This window comes from Bradyrhizobium retamae, from assembly GCF_001440415.1.
Taxonomy (GTDB): Bacteria; Pseudomonadota; Alphaproteobacteria; order Rhizobiales; family Xanthobacteraceae; genus Bradyrhizobium; species Bradyrhizobium retamae.
The window spans coordinates 1-23301 of sequence record NZ_LLYA01000164.1 but is presented as its reverse complement, the minus strand read 5'-3'; the positions used below and the strand labels follow the sequence as shown (position 1 = coordinate 23301).

34 protein-coding genes are annotated in these 23301 nt (G+C 63.3%); 12 read left to right on the top strand and 22 right to left on the bottom strand.

Going from position 1 to position 23301, the window contains the following annotated elements:
- Positions 1 to 137: 137 nt before the first annotated feature.
- The 4 genes from CQ13_RS23440 to CQ13_RS23425 all read right to left on the bottom strand — a co-directional run bounded on the left by CQ13_RS23440 (position 138) and on the right by CQ13_RS23425 (position 2537).
- Positions 138 to 500: a hypothetical protein gene (locus tag CQ13_RS23440; protein ID WP_057845202.1), complete on the bottom strand. Its 363-nt coding sequence runs from the start codon at positions 498 to 500 to the stop codon at positions 138 to 140.
- Between the two features lie 113 nt (positions 501 to 613).
- Positions 614 to 1534 (bottom strand): DMT family transporter, encoded by a 921-nt coding sequence (locus CQ13_RS23435; RefSeq protein WP_057845201.1) that lies wholly within the window; start codon positions 1532 to 1534, stop codon positions 614 to 616.
- Positions 1535 to 1881: 347 nt separating this feature from the next.
- Complete coding sequence (locus CQ13_RS23430; RefSeq protein WP_156433830.1) at positions 1882 to 2187, bottom strand: type 2 periplasmic-binding domain-containing protein; 306 nt, start codon at positions 2185 to 2187, stop codon at positions 1882 to 1884.
- On the bottom strand, positions 2142 to 2537 hold the full coding sequence (locus CQ13_RS23425) for a hypothetical protein (RefSeq protein ID WP_156433829.1): 396 nt from the start codon (positions 2535 to 2537) through the stop codon (positions 2142 to 2144). Before CQ13_RS23425 ends, CQ13_RS23430 begins: the two co-directional genes overlap by 46 nt.
- Positions 2538 to 2683: 146 nt before the next feature.
- On the opposite strand from CQ13_RS23425, the gene CQ13_RS23420 reads away from it, so the two are divergent.
- Positions 2684 to 4753 carry an ATP-dependent helicase gene (locus CQ13_RS23420; protein WP_057845199.1) on the top strand — a complete coding sequence of 690 codons (2070 nt, stop codon included), beginning with the start codon at positions 2684 to 2686 and terminating at the stop codon, positions 4751 to 4753.
- Positions 4754 to 4821: 68 nt separating this feature from the next.
- Here CQ13_RS23420 and CQ13_RS23415 read toward each other — a convergent pair whose 3' ends face one another.
- The 9 genes from CQ13_RS23415 to CQ13_RS23375 form a co-directional block, all read right to left on the bottom strand.
- A complete protein-coding gene (locus CQ13_RS23415; RefSeq protein WP_057845198.1) occupies positions 4822 to 5082 on the bottom strand; it encodes a PepSY domain-containing protein in 261 nt (86 codons plus the stop codon).
- 238 nt (positions 5083 to 5320) lie between these two features.
- Positions 5321 to 6370, bottom strand: coding sequence for an SH3 domain-containing protein (locus CQ13_RS23410; protein WP_057845197.1), 1050 nt, complete (start codon positions 6368 to 6370; stop codon positions 5321 to 5323).
- A gap of 200 nt (positions 6371 to 6570) precedes the next feature.
- Complete coding sequence (locus tag CQ13_RS23405; RefSeq protein ID WP_057845196.1) at positions 6571 to 7578, bottom strand: Bug family tripartite tricarboxylate transporter substrate binding protein; 1008 nt, start codon at positions 7576 to 7578, stop codon at positions 6571 to 6573.
- Positions 7579 to 8150: 572 nt separating this feature from the next.
- On the bottom strand, positions 8151 to 8864 hold the full coding sequence (locus CQ13_RS23395; protein ID WP_057845194.1) for an ROK family protein: 714 nt from the start codon (positions 8862 to 8864) through the stop codon (positions 8151 to 8153).
- Positions 8865 to 9083: 219 nt separating this feature from the next.
- On the bottom strand, positions 9084 to 9728 hold the full coding sequence (locus CQ13_RS23390; protein ID WP_057845193.1) for an FMN-binding negative transcriptional regulator: 645 nt from the start codon (positions 9726 to 9728) through the stop codon (positions 9084 to 9086).
- Positions 9729 to 10036: 308 nt separating this feature from the next.
- A complete protein-coding gene (locus CQ13_RS23385; protein ID WP_057845192.1) occupies positions 10037 to 10306 on the bottom strand; it encodes a hypothetical protein in 270 nt (89 codons plus the stop codon).
- Positions 10307 to 10666: 360 nt separating this feature from the next.
- Complete coding sequence (locus CQ13_RS43275) at positions 10667 to 10843, bottom strand: hypothetical protein (RefSeq protein ID WP_156433828.1); 177 nt, start codon at positions 10841 to 10843, stop codon at positions 10667 to 10669.
- A 27-nt stretch (positions 10844 to 10870) separates the two neighbouring features.
- Positions 10871 to 11845 carry an ABC transporter permease family protein gene (locus CQ13_RS23380; RefSeq protein ID WP_057845191.1) on the bottom strand — a complete coding sequence of 325 codons (975 nt, stop codon included), beginning with the start codon at positions 11843 to 11845 and terminating at the stop codon, positions 10871 to 10873.
- Positions 11846 to 12045: 200 nt separating this feature from the next.
- On the bottom strand, positions 12046 to 12315 hold the full coding sequence (locus CQ13_RS23375) for a DUF2312 domain-containing protein (RefSeq protein ID WP_057845190.1): 270 nt from the start codon (positions 12313 to 12315) through the stop codon (positions 12046 to 12048).
- 109 nt (positions 12316 to 12424) lie between these two features.
- Here CQ13_RS23375 and pdxY point away from each other — a divergent pair, with 109 nt between their 5' ends.
- Positions 12425 to 13273: a pyridoxal kinase PdxY gene (gene pdxY / locus CQ13_RS23370; RefSeq protein ID WP_057845189.1), complete on the top strand. Its 849-nt coding sequence runs from the start codon at positions 12425 to 12427 to the stop codon at positions 13271 to 13273.
- A gap of 3 nt (positions 13274 to 13276) precedes the next feature.
- Here pdxY and CQ13_RS23365 read toward each other — a convergent pair whose 3' ends face one another.
- Entirely contained in the window at positions 13277 to 13867 is a 591-nt protein-coding gene (locus CQ13_RS23365) for a septal ring lytic transglycosylase RlpA family protein (RefSeq protein WP_082637599.1), read from the bottom strand.
- 228 nt (positions 13868 to 14095) lie between these two features.
- On the opposite strand from CQ13_RS23365, the gene CQ13_RS23360 reads away from it, so the two are divergent.
- Positions 14096 to 15004 (top strand): ketopantoate reductase family protein, encoded by a 909-nt coding sequence (locus tag CQ13_RS23360; protein ID WP_057845188.1) that lies wholly within the window; start codon positions 14096 to 14098, stop codon positions 15002 to 15004.
- Between the two features lie 19 nt (positions 15005 to 15023).
- On the opposite strand, the gene CQ13_RS23355 is transcribed toward CQ13_RS23360, so the two are convergent.
- Positions 15024 to 15203 (bottom strand): hypothetical protein, encoded by a 180-nt coding sequence (locus CQ13_RS23355; protein WP_245309278.1) that lies wholly within the window; start codon positions 15201 to 15203, stop codon positions 15024 to 15026.
- 124 nt (positions 15204 to 15327) lie between these two features.
- On the opposite strand from CQ13_RS23355, the gene CQ13_RS23350 reads away from it, so the two are divergent.
- Complete coding sequence (locus CQ13_RS23350; protein ID WP_057845187.1) at positions 15328 to 15552, top strand: hypothetical protein; 225 nt, start codon at positions 15328 to 15330, stop codon at positions 15550 to 15552.
- Positions 15553 to 15668: 116 nt separating this feature from the next.
- Here the strand turns inward: CQ13_RS23350 and CQ13_RS23345 are convergent, their stop codons facing one another.
- The 3 genes from CQ13_RS23345 to CQ13_RS23335 all read right to left on the bottom strand — a co-directional run bounded on the left by CQ13_RS23345 (position 15669) and on the right by CQ13_RS23335 (position 17062).
- The gene (locus CQ13_RS23345) at positions 15669 to 15848 is read right to left on the bottom strand and encodes a hypothetical protein (protein WP_028346363.1); all 180 of its coding nucleotides are present in this window, start codon (positions 15846 to 15848) and stop codon (positions 15669 to 15671) included.
- Between the two features lie 120 nt (positions 15849 to 15968).
- Positions 15969 to 16322, bottom strand: coding sequence for a hypothetical protein (locus CQ13_RS23340; protein WP_057845186.1), 354 nt, complete (start codon positions 16320 to 16322; stop codon positions 15969 to 15971).
- Positions 16323 to 16471: 149 nt separating this feature from the next.
- A complete protein-coding gene (locus CQ13_RS23335; RefSeq protein WP_057845185.1) occupies positions 16472 to 17062 on the bottom strand; it encodes an NADPH-dependent FMN reductase in 591 nt (196 codons plus the stop codon).
- Positions 17063 to 17104: 42 nt separating this feature from the next.
- Here CQ13_RS23335 and CQ13_RS23330 point away from each other — a divergent pair, with 42 nt between their 5' ends.
- Positions 17105 to 17299 (top strand): hypothetical protein, encoded by a 195-nt coding sequence (locus tag CQ13_RS23330; protein WP_057845184.1) that lies wholly within the window; start codon positions 17105 to 17107, stop codon positions 17297 to 17299.
- Here the strand turns inward: CQ13_RS23330 and CQ13_RS23325 are convergent.
- Positions 17290 to 17643, bottom strand: coding sequence for a hypothetical protein (locus CQ13_RS23325; protein WP_057845183.1), 354 nt, complete (start codon positions 17641 to 17643; stop codon positions 17290 to 17292). The two genes, CQ13_RS23330 and CQ13_RS23325, sit on opposite strands and share 10 nt — an antisense overlap.
- Before the next feature lie 342 nt (positions 17644 to 17985).
- Here CQ13_RS23325 and CQ13_RS23320 point away from each other — a divergent pair, with 342 nt between their 5' ends.
- From CQ13_RS23320 to CQ13_RS23315, 3 genes are all read left to right on the top strand, one after another.
- Entirely contained in the window at positions 17986 to 18219 is a 234-nt protein-coding gene (locus CQ13_RS23320; protein ID WP_057845182.1) for a DUF6894 family protein, read from the top strand.
- Positions 18220 to 18228: 9 nt separating this feature from the next.
- Complete coding sequence (locus CQ13_RS44545; protein WP_197427409.1) at positions 18229 to 18384, top strand: hypothetical protein; 156 nt, start codon at positions 18229 to 18231, stop codon at positions 18382 to 18384.
- Positions 18385 to 18669: 285 nt separating this feature from the next.
- Positions 18670 to 19740 (top strand): hypothetical protein, encoded by a 1071-nt coding sequence (locus CQ13_RS23315; protein WP_057845181.1) that lies wholly within the window; start codon positions 18670 to 18672, stop codon positions 19738 to 19740.
- Positions 19741 to 19797: 57 nt separating this feature from the next.
- Here the strand turns inward: CQ13_RS23315 and CQ13_RS23310 are convergent, their stop codons facing one another.
- On the bottom strand, positions 19798 to 19983 hold the full coding sequence (locus CQ13_RS23310) for a hypothetical protein (protein WP_028346367.1): 186 nt from the start codon (positions 19981 to 19983) through the stop codon (positions 19798 to 19800).
- A 252-nt stretch (positions 19984 to 20235) separates the two neighbouring features.
- Here CQ13_RS23310 and CQ13_RS23305 point away from each other — a divergent pair, with 252 nt between their 5' ends.
- Both CQ13_RS23305 and CQ13_RS44540 read left to right on the top strand, forming a co-directional pair.
- Positions 20236 to 20469: a DUF6894 family protein gene (locus CQ13_RS23305; protein ID WP_057845180.1), complete on the top strand. Its 234-nt coding sequence runs from the start codon at positions 20236 to 20238 to the stop codon at positions 20467 to 20469.
- Between the two features lie 9 nt (positions 20470 to 20478).
- Complete coding sequence (locus tag CQ13_RS44540; protein WP_197427408.1) at positions 20479 to 20649, top strand: hypothetical protein; 171 nt, start codon at positions 20479 to 20481, stop codon at positions 20647 to 20649.
- A 141-nt stretch (positions 20650 to 20790) separates the two neighbouring features.
- On the opposite strand, the gene CQ13_RS23300 is transcribed toward CQ13_RS44540, so the two are convergent.
- Positions 20791 to 21579 (bottom strand): SDR family NAD(P)-dependent oxidoreductase, encoded by a 789-nt coding sequence (locus tag CQ13_RS23300; RefSeq protein WP_057845179.1) that lies wholly within the window; start codon positions 21577 to 21579, stop codon positions 20791 to 20793.
- 153 nt (positions 21580 to 21732) lie between these two features.
- Between CQ13_RS23300 and CQ13_RS23295 the strand changes: the two genes are divergently transcribed.
- On the top strand, positions 21733 to 22164 hold the full coding sequence (locus CQ13_RS23295; protein WP_057845178.1) for a hypothetical protein: 432 nt from the start codon (positions 21733 to 21735) through the stop codon (positions 22162 to 22164).
- A gap of 19 nt (positions 22165 to 22183) precedes the next feature.
- Here the strand turns inward: CQ13_RS23295 and CQ13_RS23290 are convergent, their stop codons facing one another.
- A complete protein-coding gene (locus CQ13_RS23290; protein WP_156433825.1) occupies positions 22184 to 22423 on the bottom strand; it encodes a hypothetical protein in 240 nt (79 codons plus the stop codon).
- A gap of 218 nt (positions 22424 to 22641) precedes the next feature.
- Here CQ13_RS23290 and CQ13_RS23285 point away from each other — a divergent pair, with 218 nt between their 5' ends.
- Positions 22642 to 22905 (top strand): hypothetical protein, encoded by a 264-nt coding sequence (locus CQ13_RS23285; protein ID WP_057845176.1) that lies wholly within the window; start codon positions 22642 to 22644, stop codon positions 22903 to 22905.
- Positions 22906 to 23301 lie beyond the last annotated feature (396 nt).

The window sequence follows — 23301 nt, the reverse complement described above, 5'->3', positions numbered from 1 at the left end:
CCGTCATCCAAATTGTAGATGGTTCGCCCATGTTGTCCTTATCGCCTGTTCACAGCCGAGCGTACAGCGGATGCCCATTAATCAATCTGCTTATGGTTATCACCCATCCACGCTTTCCCTGGGGTTCATCAGTCCCATCAGCCACGAACAGAACCCGGCGGGCACACAAGTGCCACATAGAACCACTCCTGCCGGAAGATCTTCGCATTCTCTGCCGCCGAGGGGCCCTCGTGCATGAGGCCGTAGTACAGGACGAAGGCGATTCCGAAGCCCGCCAGGCCACAGGCGAGTGAACGCCACCATCTGTCTGACAGTCGGCGGTCCACCCACGCGGTAAAGAGCATGGGAAGAATCGAGAACGCGTAGCAGACCATGAACGACGGCAGCCAATACCGCCCATCCTCGAAAATCGGCCCGTCAGTCCGGGCGGCGAGAAATGCGATGCAGTAGAGCCAGGCAAGAAACGGCCCGAGGGCGGCAAAGAGCCGAAGCCTTGTCATGAGGTCACCATGGCAGCGATTTCCTTTTCGGACTTGGCTGGATGCTTTCTCGCCAACCCGATAAGCCTTTGTCGCTGCGAGGCCTTCTCTCGTTCAGGCTCTGGGTTTCTGCCTCACCGCTGCCTTTGCGCCAGATAGAAGCCGAACAGCACCGTGACCAGTCCCGCCGCCTGCAGCGAGGTCGGGGGCTCGCCGAGCAGAAGCCAGCCGGCGAGTATCGTCAGCGCCGGCACGGTCGCGGGAAACACCGCAGCGCGGGCGACGCCGATGGTCTGGATCGAGAACGCGAACAGATACAGCGCGGCGGGGCCGGCCAGGATGCCCTGTGCCAGCGCCTGCAGCGCGTTTTCGCCAAGGCCCAGCGCCGCCACGCGGGCAAACCCACTGAGGCCCGCATAGAGCGGCAGCAGCGCGAGCGACACCACGCTGATGACGGTGGCGGCCGAGAACGCCGAGACGCGCCAATGGCGGAGCAGCGTGCCGAACGCGGCGAACATCAATCCGGTCATCACGAACAGCAAATCGCCCAGCACGCCGTCTGAACCAATATGCCCGATCGACTCGGCGCCGATCACCGCAAGCCCGCCGACGATGACGAACGCCCCGAGCACGCGCGAGGGCGGAACCCGCTCGCGCAAGAACACCGCGGCCAGCAGCAGGCCGCCGAGCGTCGCGCTGGAAGGCTGGATGACGCTGCCATGGCCGAGCGGCACGAACAGGAAGCCGGTATAGCTGATGAGCGACATCACAGGCCCGCCCAGCACCATCAGCACCAGTGCGCGGCCCCATCCGATGCCGCTGAGATTGGCGATGCCGGCGCGAAGCACGAACGGCAGGAACACCAGCCCGGACCACACGAAGCGGTGCATCAGCAGGTCCGGCGGCGTGAAGCCGACCTTCAGCCCGTGCCGGGTCGCGACAAAGCCGAGCGCCCAGAACAGCGCCGCACCGGCGCCGCACGCGACCCCAAGCAGGGCCGGTTTCGTGTCAGGTTTCTGGGCTGGAGCATCGCCGCCGCTGGTCGGCTGGTTCATTGCGGACGCTTACGTCAGCCCAAGCCACTGTTCAACCCACGCCCATGCAGGGCTGACGGGCGCGCCGCCGCACGCACAGGGCGAGAACACGTCGCAGGTTTTGCAAGCAAGCGCAGGACGAGAAGGCGTCATCCGCCCTGCGCTCGCTACTTTGCATGGGGTTGTTTTCGCGATTTTGTGTCCGGGCCCTGCGGTGTACTGCGGAAGAGTATCTGCACCGGGTCCGGGAGGCGATATCGTCAGCAAGCAGTAAGTAGCCCGGATGAGCGAAGCAACATCCGGGACAACTCTAGCACCGCCCAGATATCGCTTCGCTCATCCGGGCTTCGGCGCCACTCACTATTCACTTACTTCGCCAGCCCGAGCGACTTCAGCGCCTTGCCGTTATCCTCGTTGTCCGCCTTCATGAACTCCGCGAAGCCAGCCGAATCCAGATAGATCATATCGAAGCCGCGCCTGTTCATGAACTCCTTGAACTCCGCGCTGTCCCAGACCTTCTTGATCGCGGTCTCGTACTGCGTGGCAATCTCCTTCGGCAGGCCCTTGGGCGCCGCAACTTCCGGCATCGAGCACGCGACGAAGTCGACGCCGCCGGCCGCGAGATCGGTCAGCCGCAATTCCAGATCGGCCCGATCGGTGTCCGCGTCCAGCACGGGCCGAAGCTGCCGCCATTGTAGCGACCACCGTAGAAGCCGGGCCGGCCGAAATAGCGCCAGTTGCCATCATACCCGTAGTAACTGGGGACCGGGTCAATGTACCAAGGGCGCCGGTCGCGGCGTGCCAACCGCCGTATCGTATTTTTCTGGGCGTAAGCTGGAAGGCTGTTGTTCAGCGGCTGCTGGTAACCCGGCAGGAAGCCGTAGCCGTGCCAGCGCGGAGCCGGCCGCTTATGCACCGGCGCGGCCAGCGCTGCGACGGACAACAATGACAGGAGGACAGCAGTCAATAGACACACAAGGCGGGTAATGTGCACACCATAGACAGTCGACTGTTGAGAGGCCATTCAAATCCAGGTGCAAAGCTCGTAGGGCGGAGGATTTTCATCTCAATGCCTTCGAACTGCGTCGGTTCGCGGCCTGGCTTGTTCGGACATTCATCGTTGCGACCACCCCCGAATCGGCAGACTCTCCGATCGCCATGGGGTGATTCGTGCTCGCTGAAAATACCGATCAATATCTGGAAAGCCTCAATGCGGAGCAGCGCAGGGCCGTCGAGCACGGCATCGGCCCGGATGGAACCATAGGCTCGCCGCTTCTTGTCATTGCCGGCGCAGGATCCGGAAAGACCAACACGCTCGCGCACCGGGTTGCCCACCTCATCATCAAGGGCGCCGACCCGCGCCGCATGCTCCTCATGACGTTTTCGCGCCGTGCCGCCTCCGAGATGACGCAACGTGTCGAGCGCATCGCGCGCCGCGTCCTCGGCGATAAGGCCGGCATCATGACGGATGCGCTGACCTGGGCAGGGACCTTTCACGGCATCGGGGCGCGACTGCTGCGCGAATACGCTGACAGCATCGGCTTCGATCCGGCCTTCACCATCCATGATCGCGAGGATTCGGCTGATTTGCTCAATCTGGTGCGCCACGAGCTCGGATTTTCAAAGACCGAGAGTCGTTTTCCCACCAAGGGCACCTGTCTTGCGATCTATTCCCGTTGCGTGAACGCGCAGATGCCTCTCGAGACGGTGCTCGGGCAGCATTATCCGTGGTGCTCGGGATGGGCTGATGAGCTCAAGCAATTGTTCGCCGGCTATGTCGAGGCCAAGCAGAAGCAGAACGTGCTCGACTATGACGATCTGCTATTGTGGTGGGCGCAGATGGTATCCGAGCCGGGAATCGCGCACGAGATCGGTGGCCGGTTCGATCATGTCATGGTCGACGAATATCAGGACACCAATCGGCTTCAGGCGACGATACTGCTAGCGCTCAAGCCGGATGGCCGCGGCTTGACAGTGGTGGGGGACGACGCCCAATCGATCTATTCGTTTCGCGCGGCCACTGTCAGAAACATTCTGGATTTCCCGGATCATTTCATCCCCAGAGCGGAGATCGTTACGCTCGACCGCAACTATCGCTCCACTCAGCCGGTTCTCGCGGCCGCCAATGGCGTGATTGGACTCGCCAGAGAGCGGTTCACCAAAAATCTCTGGACGGAGCGCCATTCGGCTCGGCTGCCGCGTCTGGTCACAGTTCGCGATGAGGCCGACCAGGCGCGCTACATCGTCGAGCAGGTGCTGTCGAACCGCGAGGAAGGATCGCATCTCAAGGAGCAGGCTGTTCTGTTCCGGACGTCATCGCATAGCGGCCCGCTCGAAGTCGAGCTGACGCGGCGCAATGTTCCCTTCGTCAAGTTCGGCGGCTTGAAGTTTTTGGACGCCGCCCACGTAAAGGACGTGCTTGCGCTGCTCAAGTTCGTTGAGAACCCGCGGGACCGGGTTGCGGGTTTTCGCGTGCTTCATTTGCTGCCCGGCATCGGCCCGGCGTCGGCCCAGCGCATTCTTGATCAAACCACCGTCATGGCCGATCCGATTTCCGCGCTCGCAGCGCTTCCGACGCCTCCCCGCGCCGGCCAGGATTGGACCGCCTTTGTCGAGACGCTCACGAACCTCCGCTATTCGGAATGGCCGGTTGACATCGAACGCATCAGGCTCTGGTACACCCCGCATCTGGAGCGCATCCACGAGGATGCCGAAGTGCGGCTGGCCGATCTATTGCAACTCGAGCAGATCGCCTCCGGCTATCCTTCCCGCGAGCGCTTTCTGACCGAGCTCACGCTCGATCCGCCTGACGCGACCAGCGATCGCTCCGGGCCACCACTGCGAGACGAAGACTATCTGATCCTGTCGACCATCCACTCCGCAAAAGGGCAGGAATGGAAGTCCGTATTCGCCCTGAACGTCGTCGACGGCTGCATGCCGTCTGACCTCGGCGCCGGCACGACGGCTGAACTCGAAGAAGAGCGACGTCTTCTGTATGTTGCGATGACGCGCGCCAAGGACGATCTGCATCTGATCGTGCCGCAGCGCTTCTTCGTACACGGTCAGCAGGCACGCGGCGACCGGCATGTCTATGCGTCCCGGACGCGCTTCATACCAGATCACCTGGTGAAGCTGTTCGATCGGCAGACATGGCCGGCGGCGACTCCGGCAGCACGCTCGACGCCAAATCAAAGCGTGCAGATGGATATTCGCGAGCGCATGCGCGGCATGTGGCGTTAGCAGCGTAGCCGGACGAGCGACCCGGTTGGCTCATGCAGGCTGCTTGTTACTCGCCGGTGAGAACGCAACTACCATCCGCGATTGAGATGGCGCACCTCGCCGGTTCGCGAGTCGACATAGACTTCCATCCAGCGGCCCGCGCGGTCGCGACCTTTGATCTCCCACTGATCGCCTTGGAACTGGGTATAGGACACCGTCATGACGCCGAGACCGGTCGCGACGTCGAGCGCGGTCTCCATCGAAATCTGGTCACCGGAATCGAAGGCGACGGCAGGTGTCGCTGCACCAAGCGCTAAGGCAGTGACAATTGGAAGAATGGCATTTCGCATGGACACTCCTGTCGAGCGCGTTGAGCTGTTACGCCAGTTAGAACGAGCGGCAGGGTACTGTGTTCCGACACCAGAGATCGCGGAACAGCATGAAATTTCGGCAGTTGAGGCGATTTCGCGGCGGTTCCCGCTCGCTAACTAACTCGCGATACACGCTCGGAGCAGCGTAGTACCCAAGCGCGGCCCGGATGATCGTCGCGCAAAAGAAAAGCCCGGCTCAAGGCCGGGCTTTCGTTCATTAGCGCCTGTCCTGGCCGGGGCCTCCGCCACCGCCCGGTCCACCGCCACCGCCACCACGCGGTGCGATCTGCGCGCCGCCGCCCTGCGGCGTCGCGGGCGCTGCTGCGCGCGGGGCGGCCGGGGCCGGCATCTGCTGCGCGCGTGTGCTCATCGGCGGGCCGCCACCACCGCGCGCCGCATCGGGCTGCGTCATGCGGGGCGTGGCACGCTCCATCCGCGGCGCAGCCGCACGCGGTTCGTCATGGCCGCGCGCCATGACCGGCGGTGTCTGCGGGCGGGCGCGAGTAGTCGGCTGCTCGCGCACCGCCGCTCTTGCGTTCTCACGCGTCATCCGCGCGCTCTCACGCGCCGTTCGCGCGTCTTCGCGCGTCATGCGGTCCTGCACCACCGCGCGTTCGCGCCCTTCGCGTGCGCCACGCGTCGTGATGTCCCTCTCCCGCGTCGCGCGTTCCGTCACGCCGGCGCGGCTCCGCTCCGTCACACCGGCGCGCGTCCGTTCCTCAACACGGGCGCGCGACCTCTCCTCGACACCAATACGGGCATTTGCACGCGTCCTTGCGTCGGGGAGCGCAGCGTCGCGCGCGACCGCCGCGCGGCCGATCCGGGCCGCCGAGCGGTCGATCGTCAACCGCGTCGCGACACCCTCATGCGATCGCCAGTAGCCGCTCCAGTGGGCGCGGCGGTGATACCAGGGACGTCCCGCATAGTGGCTCGACCAGTACGTGGTCAGCACGAACGGCACGATAGGAACGTCGATCTCATCGACATAGTTGGGCAGATAGACGTAGCGGTTGCGGTAGAGATATTGCAGATACCGCGACGACACCCAGCCACGATCCTCCGACCAGCTCACGTCGCACCAGGCCTTGCCTCTGAAGCACCCGTGGATGTTGACGCGGGTGCCGCCGGGAATGCGGTCGACCGTCGGAAAGCCTTCACCGGGCCCGGCCTTCAGGCTGACCGTGGTGGTAACGATGCCCGGCGCCGCGAGTGCGGCGGCCGGCATCAGCAGCACGGCTGCTGCAATGAACAATGCTCTAAATTTCATGGCGAATTCCTCCTCACGAGCAGGAACGCCGCGGCGAAACAGGTGTTCCCTGAGCAGGGTCGCGTTAGCCGAAGGATGCAGGTATCTCGCAAGCGCGAGACGCGGCGCTTTCGCCCGTCGCTCGCTTGTTATGGCTCTGCGCAAACTCTCAGGGCGATCTCGGCAGGTGAAGCCGCGGAGACCACGAGCATCCCTTCCCCTTACCCACCTTCCGGCTTAATTCCCGCCGCCTTCATGATCGGCAACAGTCGCGCTTCCTCGCTGTCGCGATAAGCCGTGATTTCCTGCGGGGTGGTCGGCCACGTAGTGGCGCCTAGGTCGGCGTAGCGCTGTTTGAGCCAGGGATCGTTCAGCGCCTTTGCGGAGAGCGCGTTGATCTGCGCGACGAGGTCGGGCGGCATGTTGGCGGGGCCGATCAGCGCGGTCCATGAAGTCATCTCGTAACCCGGCAACAGTTCGGCGAACGCGGGCACGTCGGGCAGCTCCGCGATCCGCTTCTTCGCGGTGACAGCGACGGGGCGGATCGCGCCGGAGCGCACGCTTGGCAGCGAGCCCGGCAGGTTATCGAACAGCAGATCGACATTGCCGCCGAGCAGGTCGTTCAGCGCTGGAGCTGCGCCGCGATAGGGGACGTGGCGGACCTGGACGCCGGCCATGCTGTTCATCATCTCGCCGGAGAGATGCAGCGTGGTGCCAAAGCCGGCGGAGGCGTAGGTGTATTTGCCCGGCTCCTTCTTGAATGCCGCGAGCAACTCCTTCAGGTCCGCGGAGAACAGGTCCTTCTTCGCGGTCAAAATGTTCGGCAATTGCCACATGCCGGAGATGAAGGTGAAATCCTCGCGCGGACGATACGGCAGTTTTGCGTAGCTGCCGATCGCCAGCACGTTGGAGGCGATGCCGCCGAGGCCGACCGTATAGCCGTCCGCCGGCGCCTTCGCGACCGCATCCGCGCCCAGCACGCCGCCTGCCCCGGCCTTGTTCTCGACCACGAAGGACTGGCCGGACAATTCGTTCATCTTCTGGCAGAGCAGGCGCGAAAGCGTGTCGGTGGCGCCGCCGGCCGGAAAGCCGTTGACATATTTTACCGGCCGGATCGGCCAGGCCTCTGCGGCGCGGCCGGCTCGCGGCGCCAGCCATGGCGCGGCAAGGGCGGCAAGGGATGAGCCAAGGAGCGCAAGCGCGCGGCGGCGGTCGATCGACAACGGCATCGGTGTCCTCCCGTTTCCAGGCCATGCGCCGCCTTGCAGCTTTTCGCTGCTCTCTTCTCCTTCGCTCGGGTCCTCGATCGGCGTTCCGCGATGATCTCTGACGAGAGGTGGGGCGCGTTCGGCTGACACAGCTTACGGGCTGTGCGCGATGCTGAAAACCCGCTCACTAAACAAAAGCCCCGACGATGTCGCGGCTCCCTCACCCGGGGCACTCGATCCGGATCTGTGATCTGGCCCATACGCGGTTCAAACCACCTACCCTACCCTTTCGCCCATGGTGCTCGAATTCCGGGGACGGATATGGACGACGAATTTTGCAGGGAAAGGGCAAGGACCGTCAGGGCCCTCGCCGAGCAAGCTGATCCGTTGGTCAAGAGACGGCTGCTGCAACTGGCCTCCCACTACGAGCGCAGGATCACGCGGCCATCCGACATCCGAGGCAGCCAGGCGGCGGCAGTGTCCCGGCCGTTGGAGGGCGCTTGTGGGCAAGAGGTCGAACAATCGACCGAACGAGCGGACCCTGACCCTCAATAGCCTGCCCCTGCTCACTGACGCCGCCGGGACGGCATTCTCTATCGGCGTGCACCGCGCGGTTTGACTGCCCCCTTCTTCCACAGCCGAAATCCACCCTCGAACGCGTTGGTGTTGGCACCGAGCCGGACCTTGCGTGGTAGCCTGTCGATCTTGTCGGCGTTGCCGCCGCCCAGCATGACGTAATCCGGCTCCAGTGCGGCGAGCAGACGCTTCAGGACGTCATCGACCGCGCGTTGCCATTTCTTCCTGCCAAGGCGTTTGAGGGCTGCGGCGCCGACGCATTGCTCGAACGTCTTGCCGTTGCGGTACGGCAGGTGCGCGAGCTCCATCGGTTCCAGAATGCCATCTACGATCATCGCGGAGCCAAGGCCCGTCCCGAGCCCTAAGAACAGCATCCGGCCGCCCTGGTAGCTGCCGATCGCCTGCATCAGCGCATCGTTGACGACCTTCGTCGGGCGGCCGAAGGCCTTTTCGAAATTGAAACCGGCCCACCCGAGACCGAGATTGTGAGGCTCCGACAAAGGCCGGTTGTTGACCACAGGTCCCGGATACCCGATCGCGATGACGTCGTAGGACCAGTCTTTCGTCAGCGCCTTGACCTTCCTTACCATCACTTTCGCGGAAAGAGCGGGACCGGACGCAAACGCGCGCCTCGTTCGCTCTTTGTCAGTCATGAACTTCACGCGCGCACCGCCGATGTCGATCGCCAGGATCGTGTGTCGCGGTGCACGCTTGCCCGTTTTCTTCACCATGAATTCGAGCCCTGCGCTGTCAGACGAGCAGAACTGTAGCCGATACTCTGCCGCGTTAGAGAAACAAACAGCACCACAGCTTTGTTCTGCATCCGACTCTATTTTGTTCGCAAGGAACGAATCGGAATCGTGCAAATCAGCGCGAGCCAATTCTTAACAACGTGTTGCTTCGTGGTTGCGTAGCACGGATGCCGTGCTCGGCCCGTTGGCTCATCCGCGCTACTGCTCAACGTCATACTCCAGCCCCGGCCGCAACGCCCGCATCTTCCCGGCCAGCCGCCTGCTCCCCGTCTCCTCCGCGCGTGCCAACTGGTTGGCGACCGCGACATGATCCTCATCGCTCTTGTGCTGATTGAGCTTTGCCTGTCCCTCGATCTCATCGACGACGAGGTCGATGACGCGGATGGAGGCGAGCATCGTCTCGCGCTTGGTGGGCTCCATTCTAGCAAGATCCCAGGGCGGTTTCGGCAGGCGCGCCTCGGCGGCCGCGAGCAGCGCGTCGCCGTGGGCGCGGTTCTCGTCACGCTCGGCTAAATGCGCGACGCCTGCGAGATGCACGGCCTCGTAGAGCCAGGTCGAGACGTTGTCGCGCGAGGTGTACCAGTCGTTGGAGACATAGGCGTCGTCGCCCGAGACGATCAGGAGAAAGCGCCTGTTGCCGTCGGCGAGTTGAACAAGCGGATTTTTGGCCGTGAGGTGGATCTGGACGATCACGCGGTCGTCGCGCTGCTCAATGACAAACGGCACGTGCGACGCGCGCGGACCGCGCTCGGCCGCGGCGACGATCACGCCAAAGCCGCGCTCGGCCGCGAACGCGAGCGCGCGGCTCTCCTCGATACGAAACTGGGGGCGAAGAATGTGCATGGCCAAGCGCTCGCTGGAGGATGTCGGCTCAAGCGAGGCTAGCCTATTCGCTCTTGGTCGTCATCGGTCCGGCCCAGCACGACAGCTTCGTTCTCCATCCGACTCCATTTTGTTCGCAAAGAACGAATCGGAATCGCGAGAAATCAGCGCGGGCCAATTCTTAACAACACGTTCGCTTCATACTTGCGCGCGGATGTCTTGGAGAAGGCGCTCATCACGAAAAAGCCCGCGAGGACATCGCGGGCTTTTGAAACTTGGGGCAAGGCGCTCAGTCAGCGCCAGCTCAGGCGCCGATCAGACGGCTACGCTCAGCGAATGGCGCGACCGGTGGTGTCGGTCTGGCCTTGTGCGGTCGTGATCCTGTTCCGCGGCGCCAGGACGCTGAGCTGAAACGGCGTGGCCGAATTTGCGACCGGCGACGCCTCCTGGACGTTTTCAGCGCCTAGCACCTGAACCTGCACGGCCGAAACCGGCACGCCCGCCCTTTCAAAAGCCGGCAACTCAGCCGCGACAGCGCCGGTTGCAGCCGGAATCGCGAGCAGAGCGGCCGCAGCGATGGACAGGGAAATCTTCTTCACTTCAGTTCTCCATAATAGCTTGAAATACGGACCTAATGTCATTTTGCTGCGCTGCAATAGCACATTGTTGCAATGCACACATGCGAGGATAGAATGCGGAACCGGCCGTTGGTCGCACGATCAGCCGCAAAGGTTCCGTGGGAATTTCAACCCAGGCCTATCCAGATCAGGGTGCTTTACCCGTCGCGGTACCGCGATACGTCTATTTGAGACACGTCTATTTGATGAGAAGTGGCCGGTCGGTCCCACCCAGTTCCGGCGGCACTCGAATCCGATGCTGATTCCGTCCACGCGATGAAATGACTTACATCCAATCGACGTTGCCTGGTCGAGGGCAACCTCGCCGCTCCCCGGGTCTTCCTACCGCCCCGCCTTCTCCCGCCGCACCTCGTCCTGCATCTGCTTGAAGGTTGGCATGTTGGGGTTCGGCTGCATCGGGGTCACCTTTACGGCGACCACATTCGGACTGGTCTGAAACCAGAGTATGCCGGCTACTGACATCAATCCGGCCACGGCGATGGCGATGAGTCCCTTCATCGTGATCCCTCTGAAATGCGAGTAGCGCTAGCTGGAGAGAATAACACCGTGCTGCCGCCTGGACGGATGATCGGCGCCGACCAACGCCTGCGCGTCGGTTGCGATCACGACTTCCGGCAAGGGCACCGGCTCTATTCCGGCAAAGCGGCGGTACAGCGCGCCCATGATGGCGCCGTTGACGAGGGCCGCCGGCAGCAGCAGGACTATCATTCCGGATATGATGGGCGTGAGCAGCACGGCGCATCCTGCGGCCACCAGACTTCCGATCGCCGCATACTCGCCTCCGCGGCTGCGGCCAAACGCCCTCGCAATGTGATGGACGGCGAGCAAAAGGATAGCTGATGGTACGGTGGTCGCGATCAAAACCGTCAGGAACACCTGTGCGGGAAGTGCCGCGGTGATAATCGAGTCAGGGCCTGCCGGTCCTAAAAGCGCTAGGACCATAAACGCCAGTACCGCCGAAAGCGCAGCCGGCACGGTCACGGCGATCGCGATCGCGCCAACCGAAGAGCGAACACGGACCGGACCGTCGAATACGCGGGGTGGGCTCGCAGCGATCTCGGTAGCCGCGGGCTGCGGAGTTGCGGCGATGGCCTCAAGTCCGGCGAACTGGCCATAGAGGAAGCCGGCGAGCATACCTGCCGCGGTCGGCAGCAAGCCCGCCGTGATTTCGCTGCCAGGCGGCGGCGGGAATAGCAACAGGCCGTTGCGCATCGCCAGCAGGTAGCTCGTTGCAGCCATGACGCCGCCGATCAGCGCATAGGCGACCCGGTTGCAGATCTTGAACTGCCGCAGCACCGAATGGCCGGCGAACAGCAGAACCACATCCAGCGCCAGACGGCCGGCGTACGGAAACACGAGCTTGTCCGGCGGCGGCATGATGGCCTGCGCCGGCACGGTCTGCGTCGTGAGCACGGCCATGGCAAGCAGGGCAGCGTGCACCACCGCGAGCGGTACCAGCGCCGCGAACAGCGCGCGCGAGGAATTTCGGACAACATACATTGGTGTGACCCCTGAAGGTGTCACATCCTAGGCGGGAGGCGTTACCGGTGGGTCCCGCGAACTGATAAAATTGTAAACGAAGCGTGTTTGCTTCAAGAAGAGAGACGTCGATGGCCGGGCATAGGCGAGCGCAAGTGACGCCGTCCTTTGGACGGCTATGCCCGGCCACGACGAAAAGCAAAGTCGTATTCAGTGTTGTATTAGGCCGCCTTCGCTTGCTTTTCCGGCGGCGCGGTTTCCATGGCGCGCATGTAGAGATCGAGCAGGCTTTCTCGCTCGTCGCGCTCGTCCTGGTCCTGCTTGCGCAGCTTGATGATCTCCTTGAGGATCTTCACGTCAAACCCTTCGCCCTTGGCCTCCAAAAACACTTCCTTCTTCTGCTCGTTCAGCTCCTGCAATTCGCTGTCGATGTTCTCGATCCGCTCAACGAAAGAACGAATCCGCCCGCCGGGAATGGTGATGTCAGACATGGTGCCTCTTTGTTGAATAGGATCGTGAAAATGCCCGCAAACAAATGACCAATGTGTTAACCTCGGCAGGTTCCCGTCCGGCAATTCGGCATTTCCCAGACTTATCCGCATGAACGTGATTTCGATTCAGTCGCAGGTCGCCTTCGGCCATGTCGGCAACAGCGCCGCGGTGTTTCCGATGCAGGTGCACGGCATCGACGTGGTGGCGGTGCCGACCACGCTGCTTTCCAACCGACCGGGCTATTCGACCATCCGCGGCCGCGTGCTCGATGCAGATCTCGTCGCCGATCTGCTGCGCGGCATCGAGGAGCGCGGCGCGGTAGATAGCGCGCAGATGATCTTATCGGGCTATCTCGGCTCGGCCGAGAACGCCAACGTGGTTGCGGACTTCGTCGCGCGCGCCAAGGCAAAAAATCCCGCGCTGCGCTATTGCTGCGATCCCGTGTTAGGGGATCGCGACCGCGGCCTGTTCGTTCACGCCGACATCCCGCCGCTGGTGCGCGATCTTCTGTGTCCGCTCGCCGACATCATCACGCCCAATCATTTCGAGTTGGAATGGCTGTGCGGGACGAGGGCCGCGACGATCGATCAGGTGGTAAAGGCAGGGCGCGCGTTCATGGCGCGCGGGACAATCGTCGTCACCAGCGCCGAGCTGGCCGATACGCCCGAAGGCGAGATCGAGACGCTGGCCGTCGAGCGCGCAAAGACGTGGCGCGTGCGCACGCCGAAACTGCCGATCAGCCCTAACGGCACCGGCGATCTCTTTGCCGCGCTGTTGGTATCCGCCCGCCTCCGCGGCGCAAACACGCCGGAAGCGCTCAGCCACGCCGCCTCCGCCATCTTCGCCGTGCTGGAGCGCACCGTGGCCAGCGGCACCGAGGAAATGCGCATCGTCGAGAGCGCCGAGCTGCTGACGCATCCGCCGCGCAAATTCGAGTGTATTGCGATTATCCGGTAGCCGCTACTGCACGACGTCGAGTTTGACCTTGGCAACACCTTTCCCCACCATTCCCAGCGCGTCGGCCGCGGAATAGGAGACGTCGACAACGCGCCCCCGAACATAGGGACCGCGGTCGTTGACCCGTACCGTCACCGACTGGCCGCTCGCGACGTTTGTCACGCGCAACTTGGTGCCGAACGGCAACGTCGGATGGGCGGCGGTCATTTCCATCGTGTTGAACTTTTCGCCGCTCGCGGTCTTCGTTCCCTCGGTGTAGAAGCTGGCAATCCCATGCGAGGCCGTCTTGGTGCCGCCTGCATCCCTGCGCGACGCGGACCGGGTGTGCTTTCTCACGGCGGCCACGCGCCGCTTCATCATGGACGATGTCGTTCGATCCTGATTGAGCGACGCCTGCCGGCTGGCGCGAAGCTCGGATTTGTGGGTGACGACCGAGGATTGCGCGCAAGCCGCGAGCGATGCCGCTCCCAGCGTGACCGCAAGCAGCCGTATGAATTTGCTTGCGCGTGCGGCCGTGATTGATGGCGCTTCAAATCGGGTACGGCCTGCTCTGACGTCGACGCACGAAGTACTGGTGCAGCCAATAGAAGACATGTTGCAATCCCCCGCTCGCGCCCCAGCCCAAGCCGAAAATCAACACGGGGTGATCGCGGGACCGAATCCGGGCGGAAGCGTGGCCGACGCCGATCAGGCAAGGCTTCCTCAGCGCAATTCGGTTCGAGTGTGGTGATTGGGTCACAGGAATTAGGAGGTCAGCCACAGAATTGCGGCATCGGCTCAGATCAGCTACCCGACCCACTCAGCCGAACGGGAGAGAAAACCATGCAAGTCGCAGTCGTCGGTGCCGGAGCGGTCGGATGCTATTATGGAGGACTGCTGCTCAAAGCCGGGCATGACGTGACGTTCATCGGCCGGCAGCCGCATGTCGACGCCATCAACGCCCATGGCCTCTTGCTGGATACTAAGCGTTTCAAAGAGTACCTGCCCGCCCGCGCCGCAACCGACACGACTGCTCTCGCCTCACCCGATCTGATGCTGGTCTGCGTGAAGTCGGCCGATACCGAACAGGCCGGCCGCTCGCTCGCCGGACACCTGCGGCCGGATACCTCCGTGCTCAGCCTGCAGAACGGCGTCGACAATGCACAGCGTCTCTCTGCCGTCACCGGCCACGCCGTCATTCCCGTCGTCGTCTATGTCGGCAGCGAGATGGCCGGCCCCGGCCACGTCAGGCATCACGGCGGCGGCGATCTCGCCATCGGCCCCTCGGCCGCGAGCGCAGCGCTGGCCGAAATGCTTCAGGCCGCCGGCATCGGCATCACGATCGCCGACGACATCGACCGGACGCTGTGGAGCAAGCTGATCATCAACTGCGCCTTCAACGCGCTGTCTGCGGTGGCGGGTATCGCCTACGGGCCGATGCTGGACGTCGCAGGCACGCGGGATGTCGTCACAAGCGCGGTGCAGGAAGCGATATCCGTCGCCCGCGCCAGCGGTGTTTCGATTCCAGACGACCTCCTGGCGCGTATACTGAACATCCCCGCCATGATGCCGAACCAGATGTCGTCCACCGCCCAGGATCTTGCCCGCGGCAAGCCCAGCGAGATCGACTTTCTCAACGGCCATGTGGTGCGCAAGGGCGCCGAGCTCGGCATCGCGACGCCGACCAATCAGGCGCTGCAGGTGATGGTGAAGCTCGCGGAGCGCGGCAAGGAGATATCGCGGCGGTCGTAGCACACTGCTCCGCGCGCTCTCATCCACCCATCACATTCCCCCAGCCGTCGAACACATATTCCCGCCACGCCACCGTGCCGTCATCGCGCGCGCGGCTGAAGCGGCGGAAGTCGTCGGCCTCATCGCCGATCCAGGTGACGATCTGGTCGCTCACGCGGTCGTGCAGGACTGCGGGCTCCGATGGGTTGAAGGCCGCCATGGGGTGCATCGTCGGGTGTTCTGTCATGTCGTTCCAACGTTTTCGCAGCGGCGAAGGTTGCGCATCCTTCGCAACCTCCTCCCCGCAACGGCGTTGTCGCAGATCTCTCAAGGAGGCACGCACCATGCGGAACAAGGCGCCAAACTCGCAGAGCACAAAGTCGCGCTCGAACGCCCAGATGCAGGCGGCCAACTCAATGCTCAATCCCGGCGATGAAGCAGCTCCCGGAACGCCCGGCACCGGCGATGACATCTGCCCCGAATGTCACGGCAAGGGCCGCATCAACGGCACTCCCTGCCCCAATTGCGGCGGCGGCGGAACGATCACCCGCGCCATCGGCGGGGCGTGAATATGCGTGTGACATCTCGTAGGGCGGACTAGCGTCAGCGTAATCCGCCAATTCGTCACGCGCGCAAGAGGCCGGCGGATTACGCTGACGCTAATCCGCCCCACACATCGTGCCGCCTACGCGGTTCGCTTTTCGAGGATCTTGCGGAAATCCGTGGCCAGGCTCGCGTAGTAGCCGGCGAGCCCCTCGTAGAAGGCCTGCTGCGCCTTGTCCGTGGCCTCCTTGGCCTTTGCTTCGCACTTGCCGGCCCGGCTCTCGTACTTCTCCACCTTGGTCTGAAGTTCAGCCACTACCATCGTCACTACTCCCCGCCACCATACATGCTCATGATGCTATGCCGGCAAAAGTCGAAAAGATGGCCGCGTCGGGGAGATTTCGCAGCGTTGCCGTGAGCAAGCGATGGCGGCGCTCGAAGCCTATCGCGACGGCACCGGCGCCGGCGGACGCATCGATGATCGCGACGCGGCTGACGCTGCCCGCGGCTTCGCCGCGACGTGCTTTCCGCTATCGATGGATTCCAGGTAGGACGTCAGCGCCCAGGCCGAGCTCGCGCCGGTGGAATAGTGCTTTTGCAAAAACAAATAGAGCGTGAGGTGAAAGCGGCCCTTGGCGAGCCCACGCGGGCTGCGATGGCAGGACGCGCAACCTTCGGCAAACAGTTTCGACGCCGGTTTGCCCTGATCGAGATTCTGCGCGACAGCCGCCGGGCCGGAGAGCGCGGCCATCAACACAAGAACAAGCAGGCCGCAGCGCGCTTTCGTTGGCGACATCAATTCTACCCGAGCATGGAGCAAATGGACGAGCTGCCTGCGGCAGCTCAAGAAAGGCGGAAGATGGCAGAGAATTCGCAATCTGCTGTCCAGCCGTGGCGAAAAGTGGGTGCGTTTTCGCCAACATTGCGCTCCATTCGGGGCATGCCTCAGTACGGCGGCTTCTTGCGCTCCCGCTGCGCCCTTGCGGCTTCCATCCACCACACGAGATCATCGGCGAAGCGCGGAAACGCGTGCGCCAGCGCCTTGCCACCCTCGCCGATCGGCTTGCCGTCTTCACTCAGCGTCTGCGCGATCGGCCCGACCGCGACCGAGCTCGAAATCACCACCATGCCCATTTCCGAAAGCGTGCCGTGCCAGGCGAGCGCGGCGCGTGCGCCGGAGAAGCGGCCGGCCGAATAGCTCGCGATTGCCACCGGCCGCCAGAACCATTCTTCCAGAAAATGGTCAGTGAGATTTTTCAGCCCCGGCTGCATGCCCCAATTATATTCGCCGGTCACCAACACAAAACCGTCGGCGCTGCGGATCTTTCCCGCAAGTTCTTCGAGCGCCGCGGGCGCATCGCCTTTCGGATATTCCTTGTACATCCGGTCCAGCATCGGCAAGCCGATCGCCTTGGCGTCGATCAATTCGACATCATCGCCGCGCGCGCGAAACCCCTCGACGACGAACTGCGCGAGACGAATGCCCATGCGGTCGGAACGGTAGGAGCCGTAAAGGACGAGAATACGGTTGCTCATGAGACCTCAACCCTCAGGACATTGGATGATGACACTGGAACCATGCGCGCCATTCTCATGCAAGGCCTGAGCCGCCTCGATGGCCTTGGAAAGGCGATCGAGCTCGTCCTTGGCGCGACCGTGCTGAACACGATCATCTTCCTCGCGCTGCTGTTTCCGACGCCGCCGCTTGCTCCATCAAAAAAGCGGCCTCGCGGCCGCTTTTTTTTGCAGTTGCTAGTCCGACTCTACCAATAGCCGGGCCCGTCATAATAGGCATATGAATCGACGAACGGCGCGCCCGCGATCGCGGCTGCCGTTCCGACTGCGCCAGCCGCCACGCCGGCAGCCAAGCCAACCGGTCCGCCGATATAGGCCGGGCGATGATACACGCGCGGGCCGTAATAGGCGCGAGGCCCGTAGTAGTAGCTATAGTCATGGCGGCTCGGCGTGCGCACGCCGTATCCGCCGAGCAGATAGTCGGAGTTCGGGTGGGAGAACCCGACCATGCCAGGTTCCTGGGTGGCTTCCTGCGAGAGCGCAGGCGTCGCGAACCCCATCGCAAGGACGGCGGCCGCGCCGAGCAGTGTCAGTTTCGTCATCGCTCAATCTCCATGTGAACATGAAGAGCGAACGGGCACGTAAGATGCTGGTTCCGGAGGCGAATTCACAGCGCCGTGAATACCGGCGACGATTTGCTGCGGGTGGCCAGACGATTTGCTGTCGCAAAGAGAAAAGGCCGACGGGCGTTACGCCGCCGGCCTTCTCTTGCAACTGCCGGCTCGGGTGGTCCGGTTCCGCTGCGATTCCATGCCTAAAATTTGACCATTACAGTCTTAACAAAATCCTAACGACGCGACCGTGACGCGCATCACGGAGCGCCAGAACCTTGTCCGGCTAGCCTGCGACCAACAATGCAGATCGCCTGCAACAGGAGGCCCGACATGACCCAGGTCTATTTCCACTGCTCAAACTCCCGGGAAGTCCGGCTCGACCGATCCGGTGAAGCGGTGAGCGACCTCGCCGAGGCGCGCGACCGCGCCGCCTGCATCATTCGATCGCTCATCATGGGGCGGGACGCGGAAGATTGGCGCGACTGGGTCGTGCATGTCAGCGACGATTTCGACGAGGAGCTCTTCGTTCTGCCCTTCGCCTTCGTCCTCGGCAAGCCGCACTGAGAGGTTGCCATGTTGCTCCGCCGCCTGGATGCGATCATGGCACGGTGGCACCACCTGATCGAGCGCGCCTGCGACCCCTATCGTCCCGAGCGGCACTACATGCGCGGCCCCGGCCCAAAGTGGCACGCCAGGCATCCGCATGGCACTGCAGGCGCCGTCCTCTAACCTCACTGCGTCATAAGCCCCTCATAATGAGGAGCGCCAACGGTCTCCGCGTAGCGCGGCGGCCCGATGACAGGCTCCGCGCCCGGGCCCGGCCGCCTGCAGGTAAGATCGCTGCGCCCGGGTTCCAGCCCGGCGGGGGAGCCATGGCCCCAACCTCTCCACGCTCTCGCCTTGCTTTGGTCAAACCTCGCTGGCCGTGTGGTGGCCAGGGCAGAGGTTTTCCACGCAGCAGAGCATGCTTGCCGCCCCGATCCGGGTGACATTGGACTGAGTAAGGGACCGCCAATGCAATCCACGCCAACACTGAAAGAGGCTGATCCGCACGACGTTTTTGCGATCGAAACGGTGCTGGCCGCGCACGCCCACAAGGCACCGCCGCTGGCCCACGATCCGGCCACCTCTCCTGTAGCGCCGCATGTCCATCCGGTAGCGCCGCAGGTTCATGTCGCGCCGCAAGCTGAAGTCGCGGCAAAGCCGCAAGTCCAAGCCGCGGCCAAGCCACAGGTTCACGTCGCGCCAGCGATTTCGATCAGCGCGCCAACGGCGCAGGTCGAACCGACGTTTCGCGCGACCGACATGCGCGATGTCCAGATGCGCGATGTCCAGGCTGACAACATCAGACCGGGCGAGGAGATCAACCTGGATGGCCTGAACGCCGCCAGCGAGCGGCCGATGGCCAAATGGACGAAGCGCGTGGTGATGGCGCTGGTGGCCCTGGTCGGCGCCATTGGTGCCGCCGCCTGGCAGCATTATGGCGATCAGGCCAAGGCGATGGCTGCCGAGTGGGCGCCGCCCTTCGTGCTGGCGGCCTTGCCTTCGGCAGCCAAGCCCGCCGTGGCCGAACAACCGAGCGCGCCGGCCGCTCCCGATCAGGCCGCAGCGGAGCCGGCAGCACCGGCTCAACCCGAACCCACAGCTACGGTCGCGGCTGCTCCCTCCGCGGAATCGACCCAGTTGCAATCGATGGCGCAGGATCTCGCCGCGATGGGCCAGCAGGTCGAGGAGCTGAAGGCGACTATCGCGCAGCTCAAGGCAGGCCAGGCGCAAATGGCGCGGGAATTTGCCAAGGCTACCGACAAGGCTGCCGAAATGAAAGCTTCGGAAGCGAGGGCTGCGGAGGTCCGACCCGAACAGAATTTTCGTCCGAGGGTAACAGCCGCGCCGCCGCCCCGATCCGCGAATGCGCCCGTCGCGCCTGTTCGGAAGCCAAAGCCGGCTTACTATCCACCGGCTCAAGCCACCTATGTCTCCCCTCCGCCAGCCGCCGCCCCTGCGCCGCTGCCGCCGGCACCGCCGCAGCAAACCATGGCTGATGACGGCGAGCCGGTGGTCCGCCCGCCGATGCCGCTGCGGTAGGTAACTGCGTGTCCCGGATGCCGCGCGCTGTGCCGCGCCGCATCCGAGACAAATCCGCTAGCTCTGATGCGGGCCTCGCATCAGCTTCATGGCGTCTTCGATATGGCGCCATTCCTTGGCTTCCTCGATGTCGCCACTGCTCTCGCAAGCCTGTGCATTGTGTGCGGCTTGTGCGATCGCGGTGAGGCCGTGCTTCTCCATCATCTGTCGTGCAATCGTGTGGATCTGCATTTCCGACATCATGTTGCTCTCCCGGGGTTGCATCCGTCCTCGCCGCAGCGATTCGAATGTCGCGGCTTCCTCGTCAAAACGGCCGAACCGAAAATCTCGTTCCTCCTGCCGCAGTAGATAATTTTAGGACAAGTCCAGGGATCGCGCGGTTCCACCCGAGGCCGCTCTTCCCCCGTAATATCCCGGCCCGCAATCTCCCCGAATATCAAGCCGATCTTCCGGCTGATATTTTTTCAGCGTGAATCGCAATCGGGGGAGTCGGACATGGCACTGGTCTATTTCCACTGCTCCAATTCCGAGGGCGTATGCATCGTTCAGCGTGGCCTTGCCGTCGGAAATCTGGCCGAAGCGCGTGACCACACCGCCCGCGTCGTGCAGTCGCTGATTACGGCGCAGTGCCCGGAAGACTGGCGCGACTGGACGCTGCATGCGAGCGACGACCTCGACGTCGAAATCTTCGCCCTGCCGTTTTCGTCCGTGCTCGGCAAGCCGCATTGAGAGGTCGCCATGCTGGCCATGCAATCGCTTCTTCGATACCTGAACCAGGTCGCCGCGCGATGGCAGGTTCTGCTCGACCTTGCTCGCAACCGCTATCGCCCCGAGCTGCACTACATGCGCGGCCCGGGCCCGAAATGGCACGCCAAGCACGCGACGCTCAATTCGTCGTCTGTTTTGTAGGGTGGGCAAAGCCAACGGGTCGTGCGAATGCGCGCCCAGCGACGAGCACAAGGTCGCTCGCGGAGTGATGACAGGCTCCGCGTGCCCACCAAATGTTATCCCTGCTGACAGATGGTGGGCGCGGCGCTAGCCACAGCCCTCTCACAAATCCCCCAACTCCGGCGGCTCGAACCAGTTCGTCAGCGATAGTCCGCCGTCGACCACGATCGCGGCGCCCGTGACATAGGCCGATATCCGATTCGACAGCACCGCCAGCGCCAGCGGAGCAAGGTCTTCAGCCTGGCCGAGCCGGCCGAGCGGAATGTGTCTTGCGAGCGCGGGATCGGCAACGAAGCCGCCGGCCGCAATCGCGCCCGGCACCAAGGCGTTGACGCGAATGTTGAAGCGGCCGAACGTCTTGGCCAACTCCTTCACCAGCATCGAAAGCCCCGCCTTCGCCGTCGAGTAATGCGGCAGGTTGCGCGGCGTGCCTGCATGCAGCGAGGTCAGCAGCAGGAACGAGCCGGGCGTTTTGTCGGCGATCAGCTTGCGCGCCAGTTCGCGCGCGAGGTGGAATCCGGCGTCCAGGTTCACCGCGTGCATCTGCGCCCAAATCTCCGTCGTGACGCCGAGCGCATGATCGGCTTCGCGCCGCGGCGGCGAGGCGCTGTGCACGAAATGTGTCACGCGCCCGACGGCAGACGCAGCGTCAGCCAGCAGCGCTTCGCGCGCCGCGGGATCGGCGAGATCGCCGACCCAGGGCAGCGCCAGCTCCGGCCGCGACGACGCTTTGGCTGCCGTCGTGACCGTGTCCCGATTCACATCGGCGAACACCGTGCGGACGCCCTCGCCCACCAGCGCCTGCGCAATTGCGCGGCCGATCCCGTTGCCCGCGCCGGTGACGAGCGCGGCCTCGCGCGCGGGATCGAATGGTGTACCCAACAGGCTCATGTTTGCGTCTCCCATCGAAACAGGCCGAGCCAATTCTACAGACCGACCGCATATTGCGCTGGATCAATTCGACGACCATCTGCAGCGCTAGGTTGCTTCCAGCTTGCCTGAAACCGTCCTAAGCTCTCTCTCATTACCGGCGGGCTCACCGTCATGCAAACCCGCGTTCGAAAGGTCGCCCACGTTCTGGAACGCCTAGGGCTTGCCATGGCAGGCGCGGCGAGCGGGTTGTTTGTGGCAGCTCTCGTAGGGACGAGCCACGCCGTACTCACCAATCAGGCGTTCCTGCTGCTAATGATGGTCGGTGGCGCAATCGGCTTTTATCTCGGAATCGATACGCCGCTGCGCTCCACCGCATCGAACGACCGGCCTCCCGATGACGCCTGGGTCGACAGAGTGGACACGCCGGACCTGCTAAGCTCGATCGGGACCTTCCTCGCGGCGTTCTCGGCGTTTGCCTGCGTCGGCCTAATCGTGCTGCGCCACGATCCGCATTTGGCATGGATTTGGATGATCATGGCCGGATGGGTGCTCGGCGTCGCCATGCAGATCACCGCCGGCACGATCGCCCGCCTGCGCCGCTGATCGGGCGGTCCGTCCGACCTCAGCCCTCGTCTTCCAGCGTCAACACCAAACCGGTCAGCGCTGCGCCGATGCCGAACATCAGCCCGTAGGTCGTCACCAGCATCACCGTGGTCTGAACAGGTGCGTCGCTCTTGGCGACGAGGTCTCTGACATGGAAGGCATCGATGAGGCCGAGCAACAGGACCAGTGTTAGTCCAAGCGCCACGCCCATCAGAAAATGGGTGAGCAGCGCATTGAAGAGTGACTTTTCCCGACGCATGGAGGCCGCGCCTCTCGGCATGATGCCAAGCCAACGCACGGCCGAAGAAACTAGTTCCATACCGCGAGAATAGAATCCGCCTTGCGCTGCAGCGCGTCGGCGGCCTTCAGGCGTTTGCAAAACGTTAAGCAAGTGCCGGTACGTCCATCGGCATTTCCCAAAAAATTCCACAATCCTTTTTAGGAAGGACACATCGTTTTCGACAAAGGAGAATTTCCATGCGGTTAGGGCAAGCGATCTTCTTCGGTTCGGCGGCCGCCCTCCTCACTTTGGCAGCGCCGACGCTCGCCAGGAACTCTAACACGAACTCCAACACGAATTCCCAACCGGCAAAGACGAGCGAAGCGCCCGCTTCCGCCTCCTGCCATGCCTATCAGCAGGCGGCCGACGGCTCATGGACGCAACTGCCCTGTCAGGAAACGGGTTCAAAGGCGCCGCAGCCGAAATCCGCATCGAAGAACGCGGAAGAGCAAACGCGCTGAGTGCTTAGCCGGTGACTGATGGAGCCGGCCCTCCCCGGTGCAATCCGCCGCGGGCAAATCACTTCGGATTTTCAGAAATGGTGTCAAGCCCCACAATCAAAAAGAATCAAAAATATTTCGCTTAACGTGCAGGCCAAATCACCTGCATAACTCCGCCTGTCTCACCCGATGGAGGGGCGGCTCGCGATCGTCACGAACGTGCGGTGAGATGCGGTGGACGCAGATGGCGCGCTAGACGTACGCGCGGGAAGCGTACGGCGAAGTCGTGCGGTTCGGGCGCCGCGGTGTTGGCGCTAAGCTGCGTGAAACTATTTGCGCAGCGATGGAGGCAAGAAAGCCGCTCTCCGGGAAGCAACTGTATTTTTGAAGTAGCCCGGTGATCGGCCGGGCTCAAGG